The following is a 21,962-nucleotide window of genomic DNA, read 5'->3' on the forward strand; positions in this document are numbered from 1 at the left end:
GTCCCCGTTCCGTTCTCACCTTGTCATGGAACAAAGGAGGAACGACATGGCTGCTCTCGCCCATCGCCAGCCGGCTCCGCGTCCCGGCCGCGCCGTCTTCGACCGGCCCCAACGCGACCTCTTCGCCCGCGACCTCCCGGCGGAGGCACCGGCCAGCCGCGCCTGCGAGATGCCGATGCGCAGTGCGGCCGCTCTCGGCGAGCGCCGCTTCACGGCCTGGCGCGGCCGCTCGGGCCGGCGCTATGTCGCCTCCGTCTTCGCCATCGGCGACGATCACGCGCTCGGCTTCACCGACGCGGTGCTGCTGGCAGTCTCCGCCGACCGGCGCATCCTCGCCGCGCGCGAGAGCAGCCCCTTCGGCGTCGAGGCGGCGCTGCGGCGCTGGCAGCGCTCGGTCGCGGTCGCCGGCGCGGCCGAAATCCATGTCCATCTGCTCGCCGAGGACGGCATCAGCCGCCGCGCGGCTCTGCTCGACCTGATGCCGGAGGTTTGAGGCGCCGAACAGGCTGGCCGGTCAGGCCCATCGTCATTGCGAGTGTAGCGAAGCAATCCAGATCCTCGGCGCTAGGCATCTTCTGGATTGCTTCGCTGCGCTCGCAATGACGGGTGAGCAGGCCGGAGCGCGTTATAGCTTCGGTCGCGGCGCGGCGCCCGGCGCCAGCGCCTGGGCCAGCCCGGCGAGGACGGGATCGCAGATGCCCATCTTGCGCAGATGCTCGTCGGTCAGGAGCACATAGTCCGGGTTCTCGCCCGAACTGCCGCGCCCGTGCCGGACGAGTTCGAGCTGCTGCTCGCGCGGCAGGCGCCCGGCATATTGCAGGTGCTTGCGGTCGGCGACATAAACCAGCGCCGTGACATGGCGGCCATCCTGCAGCCGCACGGGCATCAGCCGCTCGACATAGACCGCCGTCGCCTGCTCGCGGGCACGGAGATAGGCGACCGTCTCCTGCGCCCGATCGGCCGCGACGCGAAAGGCGAGCCCCCGGCAGATGCCGCCGCGGTCGAGCCCCAGCACCAGCCCGGGCCGCTCCGGCGTGCCGCGGTGGACATGCGAGAAGATGCAGAGCGAGCGGTGATAGCCGTGGAGCCGGGCCGGCACGCTCTCCTCGAAGGCGAAGCCCGGCCGCCAGATCAGCGAGCCATAGCCGAAGACCCAGAGGTCGCTTTCGCCGAATCCGCGCGGCTGCCCCTTTCCGTCCGTTTCGCGCGCCACCGTCTCTCGTCCCATAATTCGGCCGTGTGGCCCTGCTTGAAAGCGGCACCGGCCGCAGGGGCCGGCTGGTCTCCGCCTCCAGGCGGAGCTAACAATCCCGCCGCATCCGCGCAATGGACCGATCCCGCATGACCGATTCCCTCTCCGGCCGCCGTCGCAGCAGCAGGGCCTGGCTCTACGCCCCCTTCGTGCTGCTCCTTCTCGTCGCGCTGGGCTGGACGGCGTTCTGGTTCGTGGTGCGCGGGCGCGTCATCGAGGCGGTGGATGCCGCGCTCGCCCGCGAGGAAGGGCTCGGCCGCAGCTGGAGCTGCGCGGATCGGTCCGTCACCGGCTTCCCCTTCCGCGTCGAACTGCGCTGCAGCACGCTTGCGCTCGCTTCTGCGCGCTGGGGCGAGGCGGTCAGGGTCCAGACCGGGCCGGCAGTGGCGGTCGGTCAGATCTACACGCCCAATCTCGTCATCGCGCAGATCACCGGCCCGCTGCAGGCGAATCTTCCCGAGGGCCGCAAGCTCGATCTCGGCTGGACGCGGCTCGAAGCCAGCCTGAGCCATGGCACCGCAGGCCCCGAGCGGGTCTCGCTCGTCGTGACGGCGCCCGACGCCAGGCTGAGCGCGCCAGGCCTCGCGCCCGAGACCTGGAAGGCGGCGAGCGTTGAGGCGCATCTGCGCCGCAATCCCTCGCGGCCGGCGACGGATCAGGCCGTCGACCTCGCCATCGCGGCGAAGGGCTCGGTGCTGCCCGCGCTGGATGCGCTGCTGGGCACGACGGAAGCCGGCGATGTCGACATCCAGGCGACGCTGACGCAGTCGGAGGCGTTCCGGATCGGCCTCAACCCGGATGCGCTGGAAGCCTGGCGGACGGCCGGCGGCCAGATCGAGGTGACGAAGCTGGTTTCGGCCAAGGGACCGGCCCGGATCGAGGCGACGGCGCAGTTCCTGATCGATCAGACGCATCGTCCGGCCGGGCAGATCCAGGCCTCGCTGGCGGGCATCCGCCAGATCGCCGGCATTCCCGTCGGCGGGCTCGCGGCGGGCATCGGCGGCCTCCTCGGCGGGCGCCTCAGCGCGCAGCTGCCGGGGGCTGCGCCAGGCCTCAACGCCCTGCCGCCGATCGTGCTGCGCGAGGGCCGCGTCTATCTCGGCCCGATCCGCCTGCCGGTCCAGCCGCTGCCGGCGCTGTACTGAGGCGCCAGCCACGAAAAAGGGGCGCGGAAACCGCGCCCCTCAAAATCCAACAACGAACGATCTCGTCAGGCCGCCGGCAGGGCCGCGCGCGGGGCCTCGATCCGGACCAGCGCCTTCTTGACCGCGTCCTGCACCTTCTCGAAGGCGCGCACCTCGATCTGGCGGACGCGTTCGCGCGAGACGCCGAACTCTTCCGAGAGCTGCTCCAGCGTGATCGGGTCGTCGGCGAGGCGGCGGGCCTCGAAGATGCGCCGTTCGCGCGGGTTCAGCACCTCGAGCGCCTCGCGCAGCGCCGTGTGGCGGTTGTCGGCCTCTTCCGAATCGGCGAGGCGACGCTCCTGGCTCTCGCTGTCGTCGACCAGCCAGTCTTGCCACTCGCCCTCGCCATCCTCGCGCAGCGGCGTGTTCAGCGAGGCGTCGCCGCCGAGACGGCGGTTCATGTCGATGACGTCCTGCTCGTTGACGCCGAGCTTGGTGGCGATGCTCTTGACCTGCTCGGGACGCAGATCGCCCTCGCCCAGCGCCGAGATCTTGCTCTTGGCCTTGCGCAGGTTGAAGAACAGCTTCTTCTGGTTGGCCGTTGTGCCCATCTTCACGAGCGACCAGGAGCGCAGGATGTACTCTTGAATCGACGCCTTGATCCACCACATCGCATAGGTGGCGAGGCGGAAGCCCTTGTCGGGCTCGAAGCGCTTGACGGCCTGCATCAGGCCGACATTGCCTTCGGACACGACTTCGCCGATCGGCAGGCCGTAGCCGCGATAGCCCATGGCAATCTTGGCGACGAGCCGCAGATGCGAGGTGACGAGCTTGTGGGCCGCGTCCCGGTCGCCATGCTCGCGCCAGCGTTTGGCGAGCATGAACTCCTCGTTCGGCTCCAGCATCGGGAATTTGCGGATTTCGTCGAGATAGCGTGAGAGTCCGCCCTCGGCGGACAGGACGGGCAGCGAGGCACTCGCCATGCGCGTTCTCCTTCTCGGGCCCCCGCTTCGCGGCAGGCCCACCGCGCGATCAACCTTCGCGCAGGTTCGGATGTCGTGAACAGACCCAACGTCTCAACCATACGCAGGTTCGGTCGGGTCGGTTCATCTGCGGCGCCCCCTTGGCCATCCGCATCCGATCGCCAGTATATGCCAAGACAGCTTGGCGGAAACTAGGCAAGGAAGCCAGTTTGGCTCACAGAGCCGCGAGCGCTGCTTGCAATTGCGCAAACTCGGGCGGCGGCTCGGACTCGAAAAGCAGTTCCTCTCCGCTGGCCGGGTGCTCGAAACCGAGCACGGCCGCATGCAGCGCCTGGCGGCCGAGCCTGGTCAGCGCGTCCCGCGCCAGTTCGGGCAGGCGGGCCGCCTTGGTGGAGAAACCGGAGCCGTAGAGCTGGTCCCCCAGCAGCGGATGGCCGAGATGGGCCATGTGGACGCGGATCTGATGGGTGCGCCCCGTCTCCAGCCGGCACTCGACCAAGCTGGCCAGCGCCTCCGTCTCCTCGCCGGCCTTGAGCAGCGGCGGGTAACGCTCGATCACGGTGTAGTGCGTGATCGCCTCGCGCCCGCGATCCTCGCCGACGACCATCATCTTCTCGCGGTTCTTGTTGGAGCGCTCGATCTGGGTCTGGACCGTGCCGTGCAGCCGCCGCGGCACGCCCCAGACGATGGCGAGATAGGCCCGCCGCAGCGGGCCAGTACGGCCGTGATCGGCGAACTGCTTGGCGAGTTTCTGATGGGCGCGGTCGTTCTTGGCGACGACGAGAAGGCCGCTGGTGTCCTTGTCGAGGCGGTGGACGATGCCGGGCCGGCGCACGCCGCCGATGCCGGAAAGGCTCTCGCCGCAATGGGCGATCAGCGCATTGACCAGCGTGCCATCCTCATGGCCCCCGGCAGGATGAACGACGAGGCCGGCCGGCTTGTCGATGACGACGAGATGCTCGTCCTCGAAGATGATGTCGAGCGGGATGTCCTGGCCGACCGGATCGGGCGGGCGGGCGGCGGGCATGACGAGCGCGATCGTGTCGCCCTCGACGACCTTGCGCTTGCCGTCAGTCGCAATCACGCCGTTGAGCGCGACACCGCCCTCCTTGATGACCTGCTGCAGCCGCGCCCGCGAAATCTCGCCGGCCAGAAGCGCCAGCGCCTTGTCGAGGCGTTCGCCGGCCTGTTCGGGCCCGACATGGAGGGTGGTCCCTGCGCCGGCGGCGGCGCCCGTCGTCTCTGTTGGGGTCATGACCGACGCTATAGGCCGGGCGGGCGCAAGCCGCACGCCTTTTCGCGTGGGTGGCTCAGCCGAACAAGCGGAACTTGCCCTTCTTGTCCTCGACGGGCTGGACCTCCTCCGGCCCCGGATCGTCCGGCGCGTGGGCGACGGGGAAGATCACCGGCTTGGGGCGGCCCTCGCCGACTCCCATCACCGGTTCGGCCACGAGGGCGGGCTCCGGCTTCGTCTCTTGCTTCGTTTCGGTCGTGGGGTCCGCCTTCGCTTCGGTCTTGGGCTCGCCGACGATGGCCGGTTTCGCCTCGCTGGCCGGCGCCATGGCCGGGACGGATTCCGGCTTGGGAGCGGGCTCGGAGGGGCTGTCGGCCTTGGCGGGCGCAGGGGCGGGAGCCGGCGCCGCCGGCGGCGCGACCGCAGCGGGAGCGGGCTCTACCGTCTCGGCCCGCGCCTCGATCAGGGGGCGGGAGTCGTCGTCGAGATCGGCGAGCACATCGTCGAGATCGGTGCCCTGGCTGGAGAGCGTCGCGGGCGGCACCGTCCAGACAAAGGCGTCGAGCCGGCCGGAAATCGGCGAGACCGGCATCCACTGGTCGGAAACCAGGCCGTCCGCCACCCAGGCGGCGTCCCGCGGGGCGCGCGTCGCCCGCGCCAGCCATTCGCGGACGCGGCCGGCGGCGCCGTGCTCGGCTTCCTCCAGCTCGGCCATCAGCAGGCAGGCCCGCACCGAGGCGCCGCCCGCCAGCAGCGGCTTCAGCGTGCTGCGGGCCTTGGCGAAATCGCGGGCATGGATGGCGGCACCCGCCAGAGCCAGCACGCCCTCGGGATCGGCCGGGCGCAGCTTCGCCAGGGTGGTGGCGCGGGCGAGCCGGTCCTGCGCGCTGTCGCCGGGGCGGACATCGAGATAGGCGGCGGCGATGTCGGGATGGGAGACCTCCTTCCAGGCGGCCTCGAGCAGCTTCACCGCCTTGCGGACATCGCCCCGCTCGCCGAGCATCCGGCCGGCCAGGGCCGCAGCGGGCGTCAGGCCCGGGGCGAGCTTGACCGCTTCGAGGGCGGCGGCGAGCGCCTTTTCGGGCGCGCTGCCGCGGGCCTCCAGCGCCTCGGCGGCGAGCAGAACGGCGCGCTGGCGCTTGGCGTCGGCCTTGTCGGCGAGGCGCAGGGCGGCGCGGCGCTCGACGGCGGTGCGCGCCGCCTGCCAGTCGCCGGCCTGAGTGTGGAAATCGAGCAGCGCGTCATTGGCCCAGGCCAGCGAAGGCGAGCGGCGCACGGCGTCGTCGGCGAAGGCGCGGGCGGCGGCCATGTCGCCGCGGCGCTTGGCCTCGACGAAGAGCCCGCGCAGGCCGAGCACCCGCGTCTCCGGCTTGTCGAGCATCGCCTTGAAGGCGGCTTCGGCCCGGCCGCGATCGCCCGAGAGCTGGGCGGCCTGGGCTTCGAGCAGCAGCGTCAGCGGCTCGTTGCCGGCATAGCGGCGGGCATCGACGGCGTGGCGGCCGGCGGCGACGGGGTCGCCCGCCCCAATGGCGACCATGCCGCGCGAGACCGCCTCGAAGCCACGCGCCCTGCGCCGTGCACGGGAGGCGAAGCTGAAGGCGCCGGGCAGGCCGAAGACGAAGCGGAGCAGGCCGAAGGCCAGCATCGTCAGCAGAGAGAGCACGACGACCGCGATCGCCGCCAGCGCGACGCTCGTGTCGACCCGCCAGCCCTGCCAGACCAACGAGACCTCGCCCGGCCTGTCGGCGAGCCAGACGGCCCCGACGGCGAGGGCGGCGAAGACGGCGAGATAGACGAGTACGCGAACCATGGAACCCCTATCCTCCGTCAGCCGGCCGTGCCGAGCGCGGCGACCGCATCCTGCGTGATTTTGGCGATCGCCGCATCCGCGGCGGCGCGCTTTCTCAGCGCTTCGCCGAAAGCGGCGCTCTCGCGGCGCGCCGGCTCGGGCAGCTGCTCCCAGGCGGCTGCGGCCGCAACGATGTCCCCGCGCGCAATGGCGGCCTCGAGCCGCGCCGGCAGCGTCGCCGGATCATTGGCGCCGGTGTCCCCGACGGGGCGGATGCTGATGACGCGGCTGACGAGTGCGAGCGCCCGTTCCTGCCAGCCGGCCGAGGCCGGCGTCAGCTCACGGATGAACATCGCGCGGTGGCCGCGCAGCTGCGTCAGGAGCGCGTCCTTCGTCGCTGCGCCGGTCGTCGCGACGGCATTCAGCGCCGCGAGCTGGTCGGGCGAGCCGCCGCCCTTGGCGAGGGCCGCGACATCGGCGGCGAAAGGCTGGCCCGAGGCCAGTGCCGCCTGGACCCGCTCGGCCAGGACGATCCGCGCGGCGGCGAGGCCTTGCGGGCTCGGCGCGGCGGCCGTCTTGGCCAGTGCCTCGACGGAGCCGATGCGGGCTGCGTTGCGCTCGAGCTGCTGGCCGACCGCCGTCGCCGTCGCCTCGGCCCGCTGGGCCCTGGCCTGAAGCTCGGAGAGGGCCGCCGCATCCGGCGCCGCCGATCCGGCGATTTCGTTGGCACGGGCGGTCGCGCTCTGGGCCGCGGCGCCGGCCTTGGCAGCCGCGTCGGCGGCGGCCGCCGCCTTGCGGTCGAGCTCGGTCGTGGCGGTCTGCAGACGGTCGAGGCGGCCCTGAAGCTGGGCGACCTGCTCGGGCGTGATCGCGGGCGTCTGCCGGTTCAGCGCGAAAAAGACCATGCCGGCGCCGACCGCGCCGCCGACCAGGCCGGCCAGCGCCATCGCGGGCAGGCTCGATCGCGAAGACGCGGGCGCGGCTGTGGGAGGGGGAGCAGGCGGTGCGTCCGCGGCGGCCGGCTCGTCACGGGGCGGTGGCGCGTTGGTGGGCTCGGGAAACTCCCGGGGCAGGGCCTCGGTCGGCAGAACCGCTTCGGGCGGGGGCTCGGCGCCGGGCGTCGCTGGGGTAGCGGTTTCGGGCGCGGGCTCGATGGCAGGCGTTTCGGCGCTGACGGGCGACGCCTCGGCGGCCGGCCCGGGCGGCGTCAGATCGGTCGCGGTCGCCTCGATCGTCGGTGGGATGCGGCCCGAGCGCGCGGCACCCTTGCCCTTGGCCCTGGCAGTCTTTCCGTCGCTCTTCGTGCCGTCGCCAGCGGAACCGGCCGGCCTGTCGGAATCGTTCATCTCGTCCTTGTCCGTCTCGACGCCCGACGGCGCAACCGGCCCCTGTGTAGCACCCCCGCTGCCGCGATTGCGAGCGGACACTTGGTCCAGCGCCGCCAGCAGCGCCGCCTCCTCCGGGTGCTCTGCGACGAGGACCGTGCTGGCGCCGGCAGCGATCAGCGGAGCTGCGACATCGGCCGAGAGGGTGACATGGGTGAGATCGAGGAGGGGCTCCAGCACGTTCGCCGCGCGGGCGAGATCAAGGCAGGTGCGCACGCCGCGGGCGGAATAATGCAGCGCGCCCTCGACGGCGCCATGCGCCAGCGCATCGCGCGCCTCTGCCGGAAACTCCGTCACGGCCTCTGCGGCATAGGCCGTCCAGATCGCCACCGCAAAGCCGGCCTGCGCCAGCCGGTCGCCGACATCGTCATGCCGGTCGCGGCCGACGATCAGGAGCAGCAGCGCGCCCGCCGGCAACGTCTCCCCGATCAGCCGGATCAGATCGTCGCGGTTGCCGTCGGCGCTGCGCGAATCCGCGTGGCCGGCTTCGCGGACCTTGCCGGCGGTGCGGGCGCCGACACTGAAGGTGGGCATATCGCGGGCCGTCGCCGGCAGCTCGGCGAGCGCCGGCACCGCATTGCCGCTGGTCAGGACAAGGGCGTCGAAGGGGCCCTCCGGCGCCGGATCGGCCGTTCGCGACACCGTAAAGAGGGGTGCGAGCACGGGGTCGTGATGGTGATCGCGCAGGGCTGTGGCGGTGCGCGCCGCCTCGGCCGGCGGGCGAAACACGAAAATGCGCATGCGATGTCCCTCGTCCCCCGACGATGCCGTCTCGCGGGGCGTCCCCACGGATGGCATCGGCCTTCATCCATTCCGCGCGGCCCCGTCCCGCGCAAGTCGTCATTCATCCAAGTGCCGGGAGGCGCTGCGGGTTCCCGAAGCTTGAACCTGCCCGCCCCTTGGCCTTCGCGGCGCCGGCGGACTATAGGAGGGGAAACCGGCGCGGTTCCGCCCGCCTTCGCTCCCCGATTGATCCTCCTGCCGGGACCTCATCGACCGATCATGCGCGTTCTGGGCATAGAGACGACTTGTGACGAGACCGCGGCCGCCATCGTGTCGGTGGAGCGCTCTGGCGAGATCAAGATTCTCTCCAACGAGGTGCTGAGCCAGATCGCAGCCCATGCCGCCTATGGCGGGGTCGTTCCCGAGATCGCGGCGCGCGCCCATGTCGATGCGATCGACCGTATCGTCGCCCGCGCCTATGAGAGCGCGGGGCTGGCGCCGGGCGAGATCGACGCGGTGGCGGCGGCCGCCGGTCCCGGCCTCGTCGGTGGCGTCATGGTTGGCCTGACGACCGCCAAGGCGATTTCGCTCGTCACGGGCAAGCCCTTCATCGCCGTCAACCATCTGGAAGCCCATGCGCTGACGGCGCGGCTGACCGACAATCTCGCCTTTCCCTATCTGCTGCTGCTCGTCTCGGGCGGGCATACGCAACTGCTCGCCGTGCGTGGGGTCGGCGACTACCTCAAGCTCGGCGGCACCATCGACGACGCGGTCGGCGAGGCCTTCGACAAAATCGCCAAGATGCTCGGCCTGCCCTATCCGGGTGGCCCCTCGGTCGAGCGCGAGGCGGCCAAAGGCGATCCCGAGCGCTTCGACTTCCCGCGGCCGATGCAGGGAAGGCCCAACCCGGATTTCTCGCTCTCGGGGCTGAAGACGGCGGTGCGGCTGGTGGCGGAGCGCATCGCGCCGCTCTCGGACCGCGACGTCGCCGATCTCTGCGCCTCCTTCCAGGCCGCGATCGTCGATGTGCTGGTCGACCGGACGCGGGCCGGCCTGCGCGGCTGCGCGGCGGCCGGAATCACGCCGAGCGCGCTCGTCGTCGCGGGCGGCGTCGCCGCCAATCAGCCGATCCGGCGCGGCCTGACCCGGCTCGCCACCGAGGCCGGCCTGTCGATGGTCGCCCCGCCGCTGCATCTGTGCGGCGACAATGGCGCGATGATCGCCTGGGCCGGGCTGGAGCGGCTGCGGCTCGGCCTCGTCGACGACATGGGGGCGCTCGCCCGGCCGCGCTGGCCGCTCGACGAATTGAAGCCCCGCGCCCAGACGGCCCCCGCCGGCGCCGCCGGATGAGCGGCGAAGGCCCCTTCGACACGATCGGCACCGTCGGTGCCGGCGCCTATGGCGCGGCGCTGGCCCTGGCCGCGGCCCGGGCGGGGCGTCGCGTCCTGCTCTGGGCCCGCGAAGCGGCGGCCGTCGACGCCATCGCCCGCACCCGTCAGGCGCCGCGGCTGCCCGGCATCACGCTGCCGGATGCGGTGCGGGGGACCGTGCAACTGGCGGATCTCGCCGGTTGCGATGCGCTCCTGATCACCGTGCCGACGCAGAGCCTGCGGGCGGTCTGCCGGGCGCTGGCGCCGCTGCTGCCGGCGAGCATCCCGGTGATCTCCGCCGCCAAGGGCATCGAGCGCGGGACCGGGCTCTTCACCACGCAGATCATCGCGCAGGAACTCCCCGCCGCCCGGCCCGCCATCCTGTCGGGCCCGAGCTTCGCGGCCGATATCGGCAAGGGCCTGCCGACCGCGGTGACGCTGGCCGCGGCCGACGCGTCGCTGGCGCAGGCGCTCGCCGAGGCGCTGAGTTCGCCGGCCTTCCGCATCTATCACAGCGCCGACCCCCGCGGCGTCGAGATCGGCGGCGCCGCCAAGAACGTGCTCGCCATTGCGGCGGGCATCGCGATCGGCCTCGGCTATGGCGAGAGCGCGCGCGCTGCGCTGGTCGCGCGCGGCTTCGCGGAACTGCGCCGCTTCGGCCAGGCTCATGGCGCGCAAGGCGAGACGCTGATGGGGCTGTCGGGGCTCGGCGATGTCGTGCTGAGCTGCGCCTCGCCGCAATCGCGCAACTTCGCCTTCGGACTCGCCCTCGGCCAGGGCCGCAGCGTGACGGATGCCGCCGGCGGGGCTCTGGCGGAAGGCGCCTTCACCGCCCAGATACTGGCGCAGATGGCGCAGGCCGGCGGCGTCGACATGCCGATCGCCGACGCGGTCGCCGGCATCATCGACGGCCGGATCGGCGTGCGCGAGGCTGTGACCGGGCTGCTGGCCCGACCGCTGCGGGCCGAAGGCGAAGGGGAGACCATGTAATGGCGGGCGACTGGTCGGATCTGACGAAGCGGGTGGCGCGTGGCATCGCCGAGGTGCGCAAGACGACCGGCTCGGAGCTCGTGGCCGAGAGCGAGCCCGTGCCGCTGGCCGGACGCATCGCGCAGCCGGTGATCCAGCATCGCCGCCGCCGCGCGGAGGGGACGCATCGCTTCGTGCTGATCCTGCCCTTCGGCGAGGCCGAGGTCCGCGTCGAGCTCGATCCCAAGGACTACGCCGCCCTGACCCGCGAGATGGTGCGCTTCTGGAACGTGCAGGGGCCGGAGGCCTCGAAGCCGCCGGTGCCGCAGGAAGAGGCGACCGGCGAGTAGCGAGTGGCGATAGAACGCATCTTGCTTTTCCATTCGCCATTCGCCACTCGCTATCTGCCCTCTCCCTCCGATCGAGCACTGATATGGCCCATTGGCTCGTCAAATCCGAACCCTCGAAATGGTCCTGGGACCAGCAGGTCGCGGCCGGCGCGGCCGGCACCCATTGGGACGGCGTCAAGAACCACACCGCCAAGCTGAACCTGATGGGCATGAAGCTGGGCGAGCAGGTCTTCTTCTATCATTCCAACGAGGGGCTCGAGGTCGTCGGCATCGTCGAGGTCATCAAGGAAGCCTATATCTGGATCCCCGGCGAGCCTTGGGTGCTGGTCGATTTCAAAGCGGTGAAGACGCTGCCGAAGCCGGTCAGCCTCGCCCAGGTCAAGGCCGAGCCGAAGCTCGCGAATATGTCGCTGGTGAAATCCTTCCGCCTCTCGGTCCAGCCGGTCACCGACGCGGAGTGGGACATCGTCTGCAAGATGGGTGGGCTGTAGGCCGGCCGCTCCCTAACGGGCGCGCGCCTTGGGGGCCGCCGGCTAAGGATAGTAGTGGCGCGTCCGGGGATGGTCCTGTAGCGGCTTCGGCCGGTAAGACAGTGCCGGGTCCTGAAAGCGGTCCTCGATCCTGTCACAGAGACGATCGCTGTCGGCCGAGAGCTTGAGGATGAAGTTGCTCCGGTCGCCGGGTGTCCAGAAGCGGCCCCAGCCGGTGCGTTCGTCATGGTGCTCGCCATTGACTGAGGCCTTGAAGCGATAGGATGCCGGCTCGAAACGCAGGCCGACCTCGGGCGCGGAGCATCTCTCCATCATCCAGGACAAGGCGAAATCCGACAGCGCGCGATTCTCGTATCCGCCGCCGATGTCGGAATGGACACCCGGGAACCAGACCTGCTCGATGGTCTGCTCAGGGTGCTTTTCGGTTTCGTCCCATGGCACGGGTGCGAACACCTTCCGGTTTTCATCGATCGCGAGCGCCTGAAAGCCGAAACGGACACGTCCGCTCAGCTTGGCATCGTGGAAACGGTGGCGCAGGGGGTTGGCCAGATTGGCGATGCCCGGCAGCCCGAGCGCAGCAACGGTGTCGAACACCGCCACCAGATGTACGGGCGCATCGTGGCAGCGGTAGCGCTCGCGATAATGCCGCGCCTTGGCCTTGCGCTCTTCCGCGCCCCGCGGCCCGTAATGGCTCTGATAGATGCCGATCGCCTCGGAGAGGAGCCTGCTTCGGAGCGCCTTCGCGGGGGGCTCGTCGCCCGTGATGTCGAGCCCGTCTTGCAGGCGGTCGGGGACGCCGCAGAGCATGACCGCGGAGGCGAGGCTGCGCACCGTATAGGCGCCCCGGCTGAAGCCGAACACCGCGACGCGGGAATCCTCGCGCCAGCTCCTGACCAGGAAGTCATAACAGTCGTGGATGTTGCGGGTGATGCCGAGACCCGTGCTCTTATCGACCAGGTTGCGCGCCCATGTCGTCCAGTCGAGCCCCTTGCCCGGCTCGCTGCCGACTCCGGGATCGTAAAAGCAGACCTGATCCGGGACATCCCGCGCCCATTCGTAGAGCTTGAAGATGTTGGTCGCGCCGTCATCGACGCGAACCCCGCGCTGCCCCGTGCCATCCGAGAAGATGCAGATGTTTCGCGTCATGATCGCCCCCCAGCCAACAGACGGAACGCTATCGCATTCTCACCAAAACGCAATCATAGGTTGCAATCGATCGGGCGGGGACAAGTCGCTCTCCCCCGAAAGTGCGAGGCCGCGCGGCTTGCTGCAGCGCGCCATGGACCCCTATGATGCCGGCAGCGAACAAGAGGCCCGGCCGCGACCGTCCGCAGCGTCGCAAGGCCAAAGTCGATCGCAAGGCCCAAGTCTGGGGAGGCGCCTGCCATGACCGAGATCATCTATGACGTGCCGGCCGCATGGTCGAAGAAGGCCTGGGCGAGCGACGCCAAGTACAAGAAGCTCTATGCCGCCTCGATCAAGGACCCGGACGCCTTCTGGGGCGAGCAGGGCAAGCGGATCGACTGGTTCAAGCCCTACAGCAAGGTGCGCAACGCCAGCTACAAGCCGGGCAAGGTCTCGATCAAGTGGTACGAGGACGGCACCACCAACGTCGCCTATAATTGCATCGACCGGCACCTGGCGACGCGCGCCAAGCAGACCGCGATCATCTGGGAGGGGGACGACCCGTCCGAGTCCAAGAAGATCTCCTACGGGCAGCTCTACACCGAGGTCTGCAAGTTCGCGAACGTGTTGAAGGCGCAGGGCGTCAAGAAGGGCGACCGCGTCACCATCTACCTGCCGATGATCCCGGAAGCGGCTTACGCGATGCTGGCCTGCGCCCGCATCGGCGCGATCCATTCGGTTGTGTTCGGCGGCTTCTCGCCGGATTCATTGGCCAGCCGCATCGAGGATTCGGATTCGAAGATCGTCATCACCGCCGATGAGGGGCTGCGCGGCGGCCGCTCCGTGCCGCTGAAGAAGAATGTCGACGCCGCCAACGACAAGGTGAAGGGCGGCATCGGCACGGTGCTGGTGGTGAAGCGCACCGGCGGCCAGGTCTCGATGCAGGAAGGCCGCGATCTCTGGTATCACGAGGAGGCCGCCAAGGCCTCGGGCCACTGTCCCCCGGCCGAGATGAAGGCGGAGGACCCGCTCTTCCTGCTCTACACCTCGGGCTCGACCGGCAAGCCCAAGGGCGTGCTGCACACGACCGCCGGCTATCTGGTCTACACCTCGATCACCCATCAGTACGTCTTCGACTACCATGACGGCGACATCTACTGGTGCACGGCCGATGTCGGCTGGGTGACCGGCCACAGCTACATCCTCTACGGGCCGCTCGCCAATGGCGCGACGACCCTGATGTTCGAGGGCATCCCGACCTATCCGACGATCTCGCGCTTCTGGGAGGTCATCGACAAGCACAAGGTCAACACCTTCTACACCGCGCCGACTGCGATCCGCTCGCTGATGGGCGCCGGCGAGGAGCCGGTGAAGAAGACCAAGCGCAAGTCGCTGCGGCTGCTCGGCTCGGTCGGCGAGCCGATCAATCCGGAAGCCTGGGAGTGGTATCACCGCGTCGTCGGCGACCGGCGCTGCCCGATCGTCGACACTTGGTGGCAGACCGAGACCGGCGGCATCCTGATCACGCCGCTGCCGGGCGCGACCAAGCTCAAGCCGGGCTCGGCGACGCGCCCCTTCTTCGGCGTGAAGCCGGAGATCGTCGATGCCGAGGGCAAGGTGCTGGAGGGCGCCTGCGAGGGCAATCTCGTCATCGCCGAGAGCTGGCCGGGCCAGATGCGCACGGTCTATGGCGACCACAAGCGCTTCGAAGAAACCTATTTCGCGACCTATCCGAACAAGTACTTCACCGGCGACGGCTGCCGGCGCGATGCCGACGGCTATTACTGGATCACCGGCCGCGTCGACGACGTCATCAACGTGTCGGGCCACCGCATGGGCACGGCCGAGGTCGAATCCGCGCTGGTCGCGCATCCGTCGGTGTCGGAGGCCGCGGTCGTCGGCTATCCGCACGACATCAAGGGGCAGGGCATCTACGCCTATGTCACGCTGATGGCCGGGGAGAAGCCGAGCGAGGCGCTGCGCAAGGACCTCGTCGCCTATGTCCGCAAGGAGATCGGCCCGATCGCCTCGCCCGACCTGATCCAGTTCGCGCCCGGCCTGCCCAAGACCCGCTCCGGCAAGATCATGCGCCGCATCCTGCGCAAGATCGCCGAGGACGAGTTCGGCGCGCTCGGCGACACCTCGACGCTCGCCGACCCGACGGTGGTCGACGATCTGATCGAGAACCGCCAGAACAAGCGCAAGGCGGGCTGAGCGAAGGGGCAGGCCGGCTACCGATCCGGGCCGGGCCGAAAGGTCGGAGCCCGGAACCCCGGCCCGTCTTCCGCATTGCCTCGCAGGGCGCCGGACGTCATCCTGAGCGCCGGGAATGGCGAGGTGACGCATGGTGCGCGGCTTGGTTTTGGCGGCGGTTCTGGTTCTGGCGCCGCCAGCGGAAGCGGCAGGGCCCTTTGGCAAGATCGTCGTCGGCAACTGGACGGGTGGCGCCTATACCAACGACGCGACGGGCGCCTTTTCGCATTGCGCCGTCAACGCGCCCTATCGCAACGGCACGCGGATGTTCACCTCGATCACCGCCGACTTGAAGTGGCTGATCGGGTTCGCCCACCCCGCCTGGAAGCTGAAGCCCGGCAGCCGGCTCAATCTGCAGCTCGTCTTCGACCGGACCTCCCGGATCGACGTGACCGCCGAAGCCAAGACGCCGACCTTGCTGGCGATTGCGATGCCCGCCGAGTCGCAGTTGATCGGCGCCTTCCGACAGGGGCGCATTCTCGAAATGGTCGCCAATGACCAGCGCCTGACCTTTGCCCTCACCTCGACCAGCGAGATGCTGCCGGCGCTGGTCGAATGCGCCAAGCAGAGCGCGAGCCTGCGCGGGCCGGTCAATCCTGCCACACCCTCCGCTCCCGCCGCGCCCACCGAGGCGGAGCGGCAAGCCAGGGCCGAAAAGCGGGTCGTGCTGGAAAAGACGCGGGATCTCATCCGCGCCCGCATGCTGGCCTGCATCGGCCGCGAGGGCGGCCCCATGCTCGCCACCGACGAGAAGGCGGAGGTGGTGGCCAAGGCGGCGATGATCTTCTGCAAGGCCGATGTCGACGCGCTCGCTCAGGCGATCATCGAGATCCAGGAGCATGACGGCGCCCGCCCGGTCGATCGCGAAGCGGTGCGTCGCGCCGCGACCCAGAGCGTGCAGGACGTCGTCGTCGCCCAGATCGTCAAGTCGCGCGGCGAGATGCTCAACCGCCGCAACCAGCCGCCGGCGACGTCTTCACCGAGCAGCGAGAAGGCGATCTAGAGCGGGCGGGCGCTGGGGCGCCGGCGGCGCTGGCGCCTGCTGCGGCCGCTTATCCCCGCATCGCCGAACCCGTTGACAATGGCGCGTTTCCGCCGAGGAGGTCGCCATGTCGATCCACCCATCCGCGTCGTTCCGGCCGGCTGAAGCGGCCGGGATCACGCGCCTGCGCCGCAGCCTGATCCGCCTGCAGGACGAAACGCGGCTGCTGCGCCGCGATCTCCTGCGTCGCAGATACGACCCCTCCCAGCCGCGCGTCCCGGCCGGCAGCAGCGGTGGCGGGCAGTGGACCAGTGACGCGGGCGGCGGCGGTGGCAGCCACAGTCCCATGCCCGGCTTCGGCCCGGAGGGCGGGCTGGCGGAAGCCGGCCCCGGAGACGGGTTCGTCGTCGACGAGACCGGCGAGGAAACCTGGGCCTTCTACGAGGAAAGTCGCGACGAGGCGGGCGATGTCGCGGAACGAGCGATCGTAAACCGCGACGGCAGCACGATCCATTCCGAATATGCCGCCTCCCGCCAGGCTGGCTTCGACGAGCGCCACACGGTCACGACGTCCGAGGGCGACAAGGTCACCTTCGAGACGATCGAGCGCACCCAGACGATGCGGATTGGAGGGCCCGACGGCGAGATCGTCGGCCGGACGGTCTGGACTCCTGGCGGGCCGGAGCCGGACGCCACGATCCAGCCGGCTTTTGCGCCGCTTGCCGTCGCTCCCGCGCTCATTATCGGCGGCGCGATCCTGTTCAACTGGCAGTCGTCCCAGAACGGCGATGGCCAGCAGGCCGTCACGGCGTTCGAGGCCAATGAGTATCGCCCGAGTTCGCCAAATCTGCTCGATCTACGTTTTGCCGGCCGTGTGAGCCAGGAAGAAGCTGAGGCCGCCTGCAAGTGCCTGCCCGACCTGCAGGTGCGGCTCGACGATGTGGTGGCAAGGGCGGGGTCCGTCAAAGACTACCCCTTCGGCTGCAGTCTACGGGACCTATGTTCACCAGCGTCTCAGAGAGCAGATCGACGCGATGGGCCGCGTGGACTTGCGTGCTGAAGTGTCCGCTTACAAAATCGCCGCTGAAACCAGCGGCGATACGACGCCGCGTTACGGATATCCCAGAACCATACGCATTGATGCGGTCGAGTATCGGGAGGATGGCACTGTGTGCGTCTACGACTTCAAGACGGGTCGGGCTGGGATGACGCAGCAGCGATTTCTGGAATTGGGAGGCGCCGGCTATGTGCGGCGCCGCCAGTCGACAAGAGCCATCGTCATTCAGGTGCGGCCGACGAGACGATGACGACGAAGCGGCAAATCCTGTCCCTCTACCGCCCTCTGCTCGAGCGGCATTCCGATCTCGCCCTGATCCAGGCGAAGTTTGGGCCCCTCGTGGTTCTGAAGCCGATCCATCATCTGATCCGTGGATTCCGTGTCCAGCGGACGGCCTATTCGGATTATCCCGAGTATCACTGGGATGTCGGCTTCACGTTCTGGCACAAGGCATCAGTCTATGGTGTCGCCGGAACCAATTTCGTCACGCCGGACATCAAGACGATGTACTGGTCCCATCCCCATCACGAAGCTGCTTTCATCGACAGCATCGAGACAGAGATCCTGCCCATCCTGCGCTCGGTCGGGACAATTCAGGCCCTTCTCTCGTTCAGCCATCCGATGGAGCCCCGCTGGCGATGGCGTCTCGAACTCCCGGTCAACCAGATGTGCCTGCAGGCCGCCCTGGGCGACTTCGCGGCCGTTGCAAGGGCCTCAGCCGAAATGCGGGCGAAAGGCCCCCTGCAATTGCCCTGGTGGGGTGAGGAAACCTATGGCGACATGATGGAGGGACTCTTGCCGTTTTGCGAGGCGGGGGATCGGGCGGGCGTCGCGGCGCTTCTGCATCACTGGGAAGACAACTTCATCGCGACACATGGCCTGCAGGCTCTGCACGAGAAGACGCCATTTCCGGTTGAACATCGGAGTGAGTGATGCCCGTCGCGCCCTGTTTCATCGACGTCAGGCCGAGGCAATGACAACGAAGAAGCAGGTCAAATCGCTATGGTCTGAACTGCTCGCACGGCAGGACGACCTCTTCCTCGCGGATCGGTTCGTGATTCTGAAGCCGCAACGGCATGTCACGCGATCGATTTCGATCGACCGCAGTTGGGATGCGGACTACCCGCGCTTCTGCTGGCATATCGGGCCTGCCTTCGATCCCGTTGGAGGCCTGGGCGGGCTGGGTCAGCAACCGATCTTCCTGGAGCGTGGCAAGCCGAACCGCTGGTCGCAGCAAGGGTTCGTCGACACGGTGTTCGATGCGCTCGAACGCCGCATTCTGCCCATGCTGCGGGGTGTTCACGACATCGATGACATGATGCAGCTCGAGGGCGACGACTTCGAGTACATGCGGTGGCTCAACCACGATCAGCCCTGTCGGATCGCGGTCCTCGCTGCGCAGGGACGCTTCGAAGACGTTCTCCCCATCTATGGGACCATCAAGGACTGGCACCTGACGATGACGGATGCCTGGCAGCCCCGTTTCGAGCGGGCCAGCCGGCTGGGCGCGCTGGTGGCGGCCGGGGATCGGGCGGGCGTCGCCGGCCTCCTCCATCAATGGGAAGAGGCGTTTGTCGCCCGCAACAGACTCGAGCCCATCTATGAGAAGACGCCTTTCCCCTGTGAAGCCGGCCTTATCGTCTGATCACTCCGCCGCCAGCCGGGGCGGCGGCAGCGGCAGCTTCATCTGGGCGGCGGCCTCGGGTCGGGCGTGGCCTTCCTCCGGAATCGCCTCCCAGAGGCTCTCATCCTCCGCCTTGCTGAAGAAGCGGCCGAAGATGCGGCCCGTCAGCTTCGAGAGGTCGTCCATCACCGCGTAGAAGGACGGCACGAAGACGAGGGAAAGGACGGTCGAGACGAGCAAGCCGCCGATCACCGCGATCGCCATCGGCGCGCGGAACTCGCCGCCATCGCCGACGCCATAGGCGGAGGGCAGCATGCCGGCGGCCATGGCGATCGTCGTCATCACGATCGGGCGGGCGCGCTTGCGGCCGGCCTCGAGCAGGGCGGTGCGGCGGTCCTTGCCGCGGCCTTCCTCCTCCACCGCGAAATCGACCAGCATGATCGCGTTCTTGGTGACGATGCCCATCAGCATGAGCAGGCCGATATAGACCGGCATCGAGACCGGCTTGGCGGTCGCCAGCAGGGCGATGACCACGCCGCCGAAGGAGAGCGGCAGCGAGAGCAGGATCGTGATCGGCTGGAAGACCGAGCCGAAGAGCAGGATCAGCACCGCCAGCACCAGCATCAGCCCGGTCGTCATCGCCTGGATGAAGCCGGCGACGACCTCGCCCTGGATTTCGGCATCGCCGGTCGCGGCGATCCAGACGCCGTCAGGCAGGCCGACCTCCTTGACGATCTGGTGGAAGGTCTCCTGCGCCGTGCCCAGTTCGAAGCCGCGCTTGAGATCGGCGCCGATGGCGGCGCGGCGGACGCGGTCATAGCGGTCGATCGATGACGGACCCTCGCCGAAGCCGATCTCGGCGACCGCGGTCAGCGGCACCGAGACGCCGCTCGTGTTGGTGACGCGCAGCGCCGCGATGTTGCGGATGTCGGCGCGGGCGGCCTCGTCCAGTTGCACGCGGATCGGCACCAGCCGGTCGCCGGCGTTGAACTTGGCGAGATTGGCGCCGACATCGCCGATGGTGGCGACGCGCACGGCCTCCGAGATCGCTTCGGGCGTGACGCCGAGGCTTGCGGCCGCTTCGAGCTTGGGCCGCACCGTCAGCTCCGGGCGCGAGAGCGAGCCCGAGGTCGCGACGTTGAGATAGCCGTCGATCTTGCGCATCCGGCTCTCGATGCGGGCCACCGCCTCGTCGAGGGCTGCCCCATCCTTGGAGAGGATCGAGAAGGCCATTTCGCGCTCGCCGCGCTCGTTGACATACCAGGCACGGACATCCGGCACGCTGGCGAGCTTTTCGGCGATGACGACCTTGAGGTCTTTCTGGCGCGCCGTGCGCTCGGATTTCGGCTTCAGCTTGATGGTCACGGCGGCACGGCGCACCTCGCGCTGGCCGGTCGGCGAGGCACCGCCGAGCACGAAGACCTGCGTCACCTCGGGAATGGTGCGCAGCGCATCGACGATCTGGTCGGTGGTGACGCGGGTATCCTCCAGCGTCGAGCCCGGCGGCAATTCCACCGAGGCGACGACGCGCGAGGTGTCCTCGTCCGGGATGAAGCCGGTCGGCAGCAGCGCGGTGGCGTGGATCGAGCCCCAGAGGAAAGCGAAGCCCACTACCAGCGTGAGATAGGACATATTGAAGGGCATGGAGCGCCAGCGCCCCGTCCCGTCGAAGCGCGGCACGAGCGGGATGCGGCGCGAGGCGGTCGTCGCCCTCAGCAGACCGACATAGCCGCGCATGACGACCCCGTCCTTGGGGTCCTCATGCTTGACCGGTTTCATCAGATAGGCCGCCATCATCGGCGTGATCAGCCGCGCCACCAGCAGCGAGAACAGCACCGCCACCGCGACCGTGAGCCCGAACTGGCGGAAATACTGCCCCGCCACGCCGCCCATGAAGGAGACGGGTGCAAAGATCGCGACGATGGTGAGCGTGATCGCGATGACGGCCAGGCCGATCTCGTCGGCGGCCTCCATCGCGGCGCGATAGGGCGATTTCCCCATCCGCATGTGCCGGACGATGTTCTCGATCTCGACGATGGCGTCGTCGACCAGGATGCCGGTGACGAGGGTGATGCCGAGCAGGCTGACGAGGTTGAGCGAAAAGCCCATCAGCTCCATCGCCCAGAAGGTCGGGATCGCCGAGAGCGGCAGCGCGATTGCGGTGATCAGCGTCGCGCGCCAGTTCTTCAGGAAGAGGAAGACGACGAGCACGGCGAGCGCCGCGCCTTCCAGCAGCGTCATCATCGCCGCCTTGTAGTTGCCGTAGGTGTAGGCGACGGCGTCGTCGATCGGCTTCAGCGTGATGTCGGGATAGCGCTTGTTCAGTTCGGCGATGCGCGCGGCGACGACCTCCTTGACCGAGAGCTCGCTGGAGCCCTTCGAGCGGAAGACCGCGAAGGAGACGACCGGGCTCTTGTCGAGCCGGCCGAAGGAGCGCGGCTCGGAATTGCTGTCCTCGACGCGGCCGAGTTCCTTGAGGCGTACCTCGCGCCCGCCCGAGAGCGTGATCTTGGTCTCGGCCAGCTCGGCGACGGTGCGCGCGCCGGCGAGCGTGCGGATCGCCTGTTCCTGCCCGCCGACCTCGCCGCGCCCGCCGGCGAGATCGACATTGGTCGCGCGAATCTGGCGGTTGACCTCGCCGGCCGTGGTGCCGAGCGCCAGCAGCCGGTCGGGATCGAGCGAGATGCGGATTTCCCGGTCGACGCCGCCATAGCGGTCGACGCGGCCGACGCCCTTCAGCCCCTGCAATTCGCGCGCGACGACGTCATCGACATGCCAGGAGAGCTGTTCCAGCGTCATCCCGGCCGAGAAGGCGCCATAGCTCAGGATCGACTGCCCCTCGACATCGATGCGCTGGATGATCGGCTCGTCGATCGTCCGCGGCAGGTCGGCGCGGATCTTGGCGATGGCGTCCTTGACGTCGTTGACGGCGCGGTCGGTGTTCACCTCCAGCCGGAACTCGATCACCGTCTGGGACTGGCCGTCGGTCAGCGTCGACATGACGTGCTTGACGCCGGTGATGTTGGCCACCGCGTCCTCGACGCGCTTGGAAACCTGGCTCTCCAGCTCGGAGGGCGCGGCGCCGGACTGGGTCACCGTCACCGAGACCAGCGGCACGTCGATGTTCGGAAAGCGCGTGACCGGCAGCTTCGAGAAGGAGAGCAGCCCGAGCACGCAGAGCACGACGAAGAGCAGGATCGAGGGGACCGGCTTGCGGATCGACCAGGCGGAGAAGTTGATGTTCACCGGGT

At 69.1% G+C, this 21,962-nt stretch carries 19 protein-coding genes; 12 read left to right on the forward strand and 7 right to left on the reverse strand.

Annotated elements, in window-relative coordinates:
• The first annotated feature begins 46 nt into the window (after positions 1–46).
• Positions 47–493 (forward strand): hypothetical protein, encoded by a 447-nt coding sequence (locus AX750_RS05140; protein WP_066723934.1) that lies wholly within the window; start codon positions 47–49, stop codon positions 491–493.
• A gap of 132 nt (positions 494–625) precedes the next feature.
• On the opposite strand, the gene AX750_RS05145 is transcribed toward AX750_RS05140, so the two are convergent.
• Positions 626–1,213, reverse strand: a complete 588-nt coding sequence (locus tag AX750_RS05145; RefSeq protein WP_245282310.1) for a gamma-glutamylcyclotransferase — start codon at positions 1,211–1,213, stop codon at positions 626–628.
• 128 nt (positions 1,214–1,341) lie between these two features.
• Between AX750_RS05145 and AX750_RS05150 the strand changes: the two genes are divergently transcribed.
• On the forward strand, positions 1,342–2,397 hold the full coding sequence (locus tag AX750_RS05150; RefSeq protein WP_066723929.1) for a DUF2125 domain-containing protein: 1,056 nt from the start codon (positions 1,342–1,344) through the stop codon (positions 2,395–2,397).
• Between the two features lie 65 nt (positions 2,398–2,462).
• Here the strand turns inward: AX750_RS05150 and rpoH are convergent, their stop codons facing one another.
• The 4 genes from rpoH to AX750_RS05170 all read right to left on the reverse strand — a co-directional run bounded on the left by rpoH (position 2,463) and on the right by AX750_RS05170 (position 8,508).
• Positions 2,463–3,359, reverse strand: a complete 897-nt coding sequence (gene rpoH, locus AX750_RS05155) for an RNA polymerase sigma factor RpoH (RefSeq protein WP_066723926.1) — start codon at positions 3,357–3,359, stop codon at positions 2,463–2,465.
• Positions 3,360–3,573: 214 nt separating this feature from the next.
• A complete protein-coding gene (locus AX750_RS05160) occupies positions 3,574–4,614 on the reverse strand; it encodes an RluA family pseudouridine synthase (RefSeq protein ID WP_066723923.1) in 1,041 nt (346 codons plus the stop codon).
• Between the two features lie 55 nt (positions 4,615–4,669).
• A complete protein-coding gene (locus tag AX750_RS05165; protein WP_066723920.1) occupies positions 4,670–6,403 on the reverse strand; it encodes a heme biosynthesis HemY N-terminal domain-containing protein in 1,734 nt (577 codons plus the stop codon).
• Between the two features lie 17 nt (positions 6,404–6,420).
• Entirely contained in the window at positions 6,421–8,508 is a 2,088-nt protein-coding gene (locus tag AX750_RS05170) for a uroporphyrinogen-III synthase (protein WP_066723918.1), read from the reverse strand.
• Between the two features lie 261 nt (positions 8,509–8,769).
• Here AX750_RS05170 and tsaD point away from each other — a divergent pair, with 261 nt between their 5' ends.
• The 4 genes from tsaD (at position 8,770) to AX750_RS05190 (ending at position 11,670) form a co-directional block, all read left to right on the forward strand.
• The gene (gene tsaD, locus AX750_RS05175) at positions 8,770–9,840 is read left to right on the forward strand and encodes a tRNA (adenosine(37)-N6)-threonylcarbamoyltransferase complex transferase subunit TsaD (RefSeq protein WP_066723915.1); all 1,071 of its coding nucleotides are present in this window, start codon (positions 8,770–8,772) and stop codon (positions 9,838–9,840) included.
• Positions 9,837–10,850: an NAD(P)H-dependent glycerol-3-phosphate dehydrogenase gene (locus AX750_RS05180; RefSeq protein WP_066723911.1), complete on the forward strand. Its 1,014-nt coding sequence runs from the start codon at positions 9,837–9,839 to the stop codon at positions 10,848–10,850. The genes tsaD and AX750_RS05180 overlap by 4 nt, the downstream gene beginning before the upstream one ends.
• On the forward strand, positions 10,850–11,179 hold the full coding sequence (locus AX750_RS05185) for a hypothetical protein (protein WP_066723908.1): 330 nt from the start codon (positions 10,850–10,852) through the stop codon (positions 11,177–11,179). The genes AX750_RS05180 and AX750_RS05185 overlap by 1 nt, the downstream gene beginning before the upstream one ends.
• Positions 11,180–11,262: 83 nt before the next feature.
• Entirely contained in the window at positions 11,263–11,670 is a 408-nt protein-coding gene (locus AX750_RS05190; RefSeq protein WP_066723905.1) for an EVE domain-containing protein, read from the forward strand.
• Between the two features lie 42 nt (positions 11,671–11,712).
• Here the strand turns inward: AX750_RS05190 and AX750_RS05195 are convergent, their stop codons facing one another.
• Positions 11,713–12,816 carry a DUF2235 domain-containing protein gene (locus tag AX750_RS05195; RefSeq protein ID WP_066723902.1) on the reverse strand — a complete coding sequence of 368 codons (1,104 nt, stop codon included), beginning with the start codon at positions 12,814–12,816 and terminating at the stop codon, positions 11,713–11,715.
• A gap of 240 nt (positions 12,817–13,056) precedes the next feature.
• Here AX750_RS05195 and acs point away from each other — a divergent pair, with 240 nt between their 5' ends.
• The 6 genes from acs to AX750_RS05220 all read left to right on the forward strand — a co-directional run bounded on the left by acs (position 13,057) and on the right by AX750_RS05220 (position 18,732).
• On the forward strand, positions 13,057–15,009 hold the full coding sequence (acs, locus tag AX750_RS05200; protein WP_066723900.1) for an acetate--CoA ligase: 1,953 nt from the start codon (positions 13,057–13,059) through the stop codon (positions 15,007–15,009).
• Positions 15,010–15,139: 130 nt separating this feature from the next.
• Positions 15,140–16,051, forward strand: a complete 912-nt coding sequence (locus AX750_RS05205) for a hypothetical protein (protein ID WP_066723897.1) — start codon at positions 15,140–15,142, stop codon at positions 16,049–16,051.
• 106 nt (positions 16,052–16,157) lie between these two features.
• Positions 16,158–17,090 (forward strand): hypothetical protein, encoded by a 933-nt coding sequence (locus AX750_RS05210; RefSeq protein WP_066723894.1) that lies wholly within the window; start codon positions 16,158–16,160, stop codon positions 17,088–17,090.
• Positions 17,065–17,337: a hypothetical protein gene (locus AX750_RS25855; RefSeq protein WP_156446626.1), complete on the forward strand. Its 273-nt coding sequence runs from the start codon at positions 17,065–17,067 to the stop codon at positions 17,335–17,337. Before AX750_RS05210 ends, AX750_RS25855 begins: the two co-directional genes overlap by 26 nt.
• 89 nt (positions 17,338–17,426) lie before the next feature.
• The gene (locus AX750_RS05215; RefSeq protein ID WP_156450005.1) at positions 17,427–18,020 is read left to right on the forward strand and encodes a hypothetical protein; all 594 of its coding nucleotides are present in this window, start codon (positions 17,427–17,429) and stop codon (positions 18,018–18,020) included.
• Positions 18,001–18,732, forward strand: a complete 732-nt coding sequence (locus AX750_RS05220) for a hypothetical protein (protein WP_156446625.1) — start codon at positions 18,001–18,003, stop codon at positions 18,730–18,732. The genes AX750_RS05215 and AX750_RS05220 overlap by 20 nt, the downstream gene beginning before the upstream one ends.
• Here AX750_RS05220 and AX750_RS05225 read toward each other — a convergent pair whose 3' ends face one another.
• Entirely contained in the window at positions 18,733–21,957 is a 3,225-nt protein-coding gene (locus AX750_RS05225) for an efflux RND transporter permease subunit (RefSeq protein WP_066723880.1), read from the reverse strand.
• Positions 21,958–21,962: the final 5 nt, after the last annotated feature.

Origin of the sequence: Methylobacterium sp. CCH7-A2, from assembly GCF_001557075.1 — a bacterium.
Lineage (GTDB): Bacteria > Pseudomonadota > Alphaproteobacteria > Rhizobiales > Beijerinckiaceae > Allobosea > Allobosea massiliensis.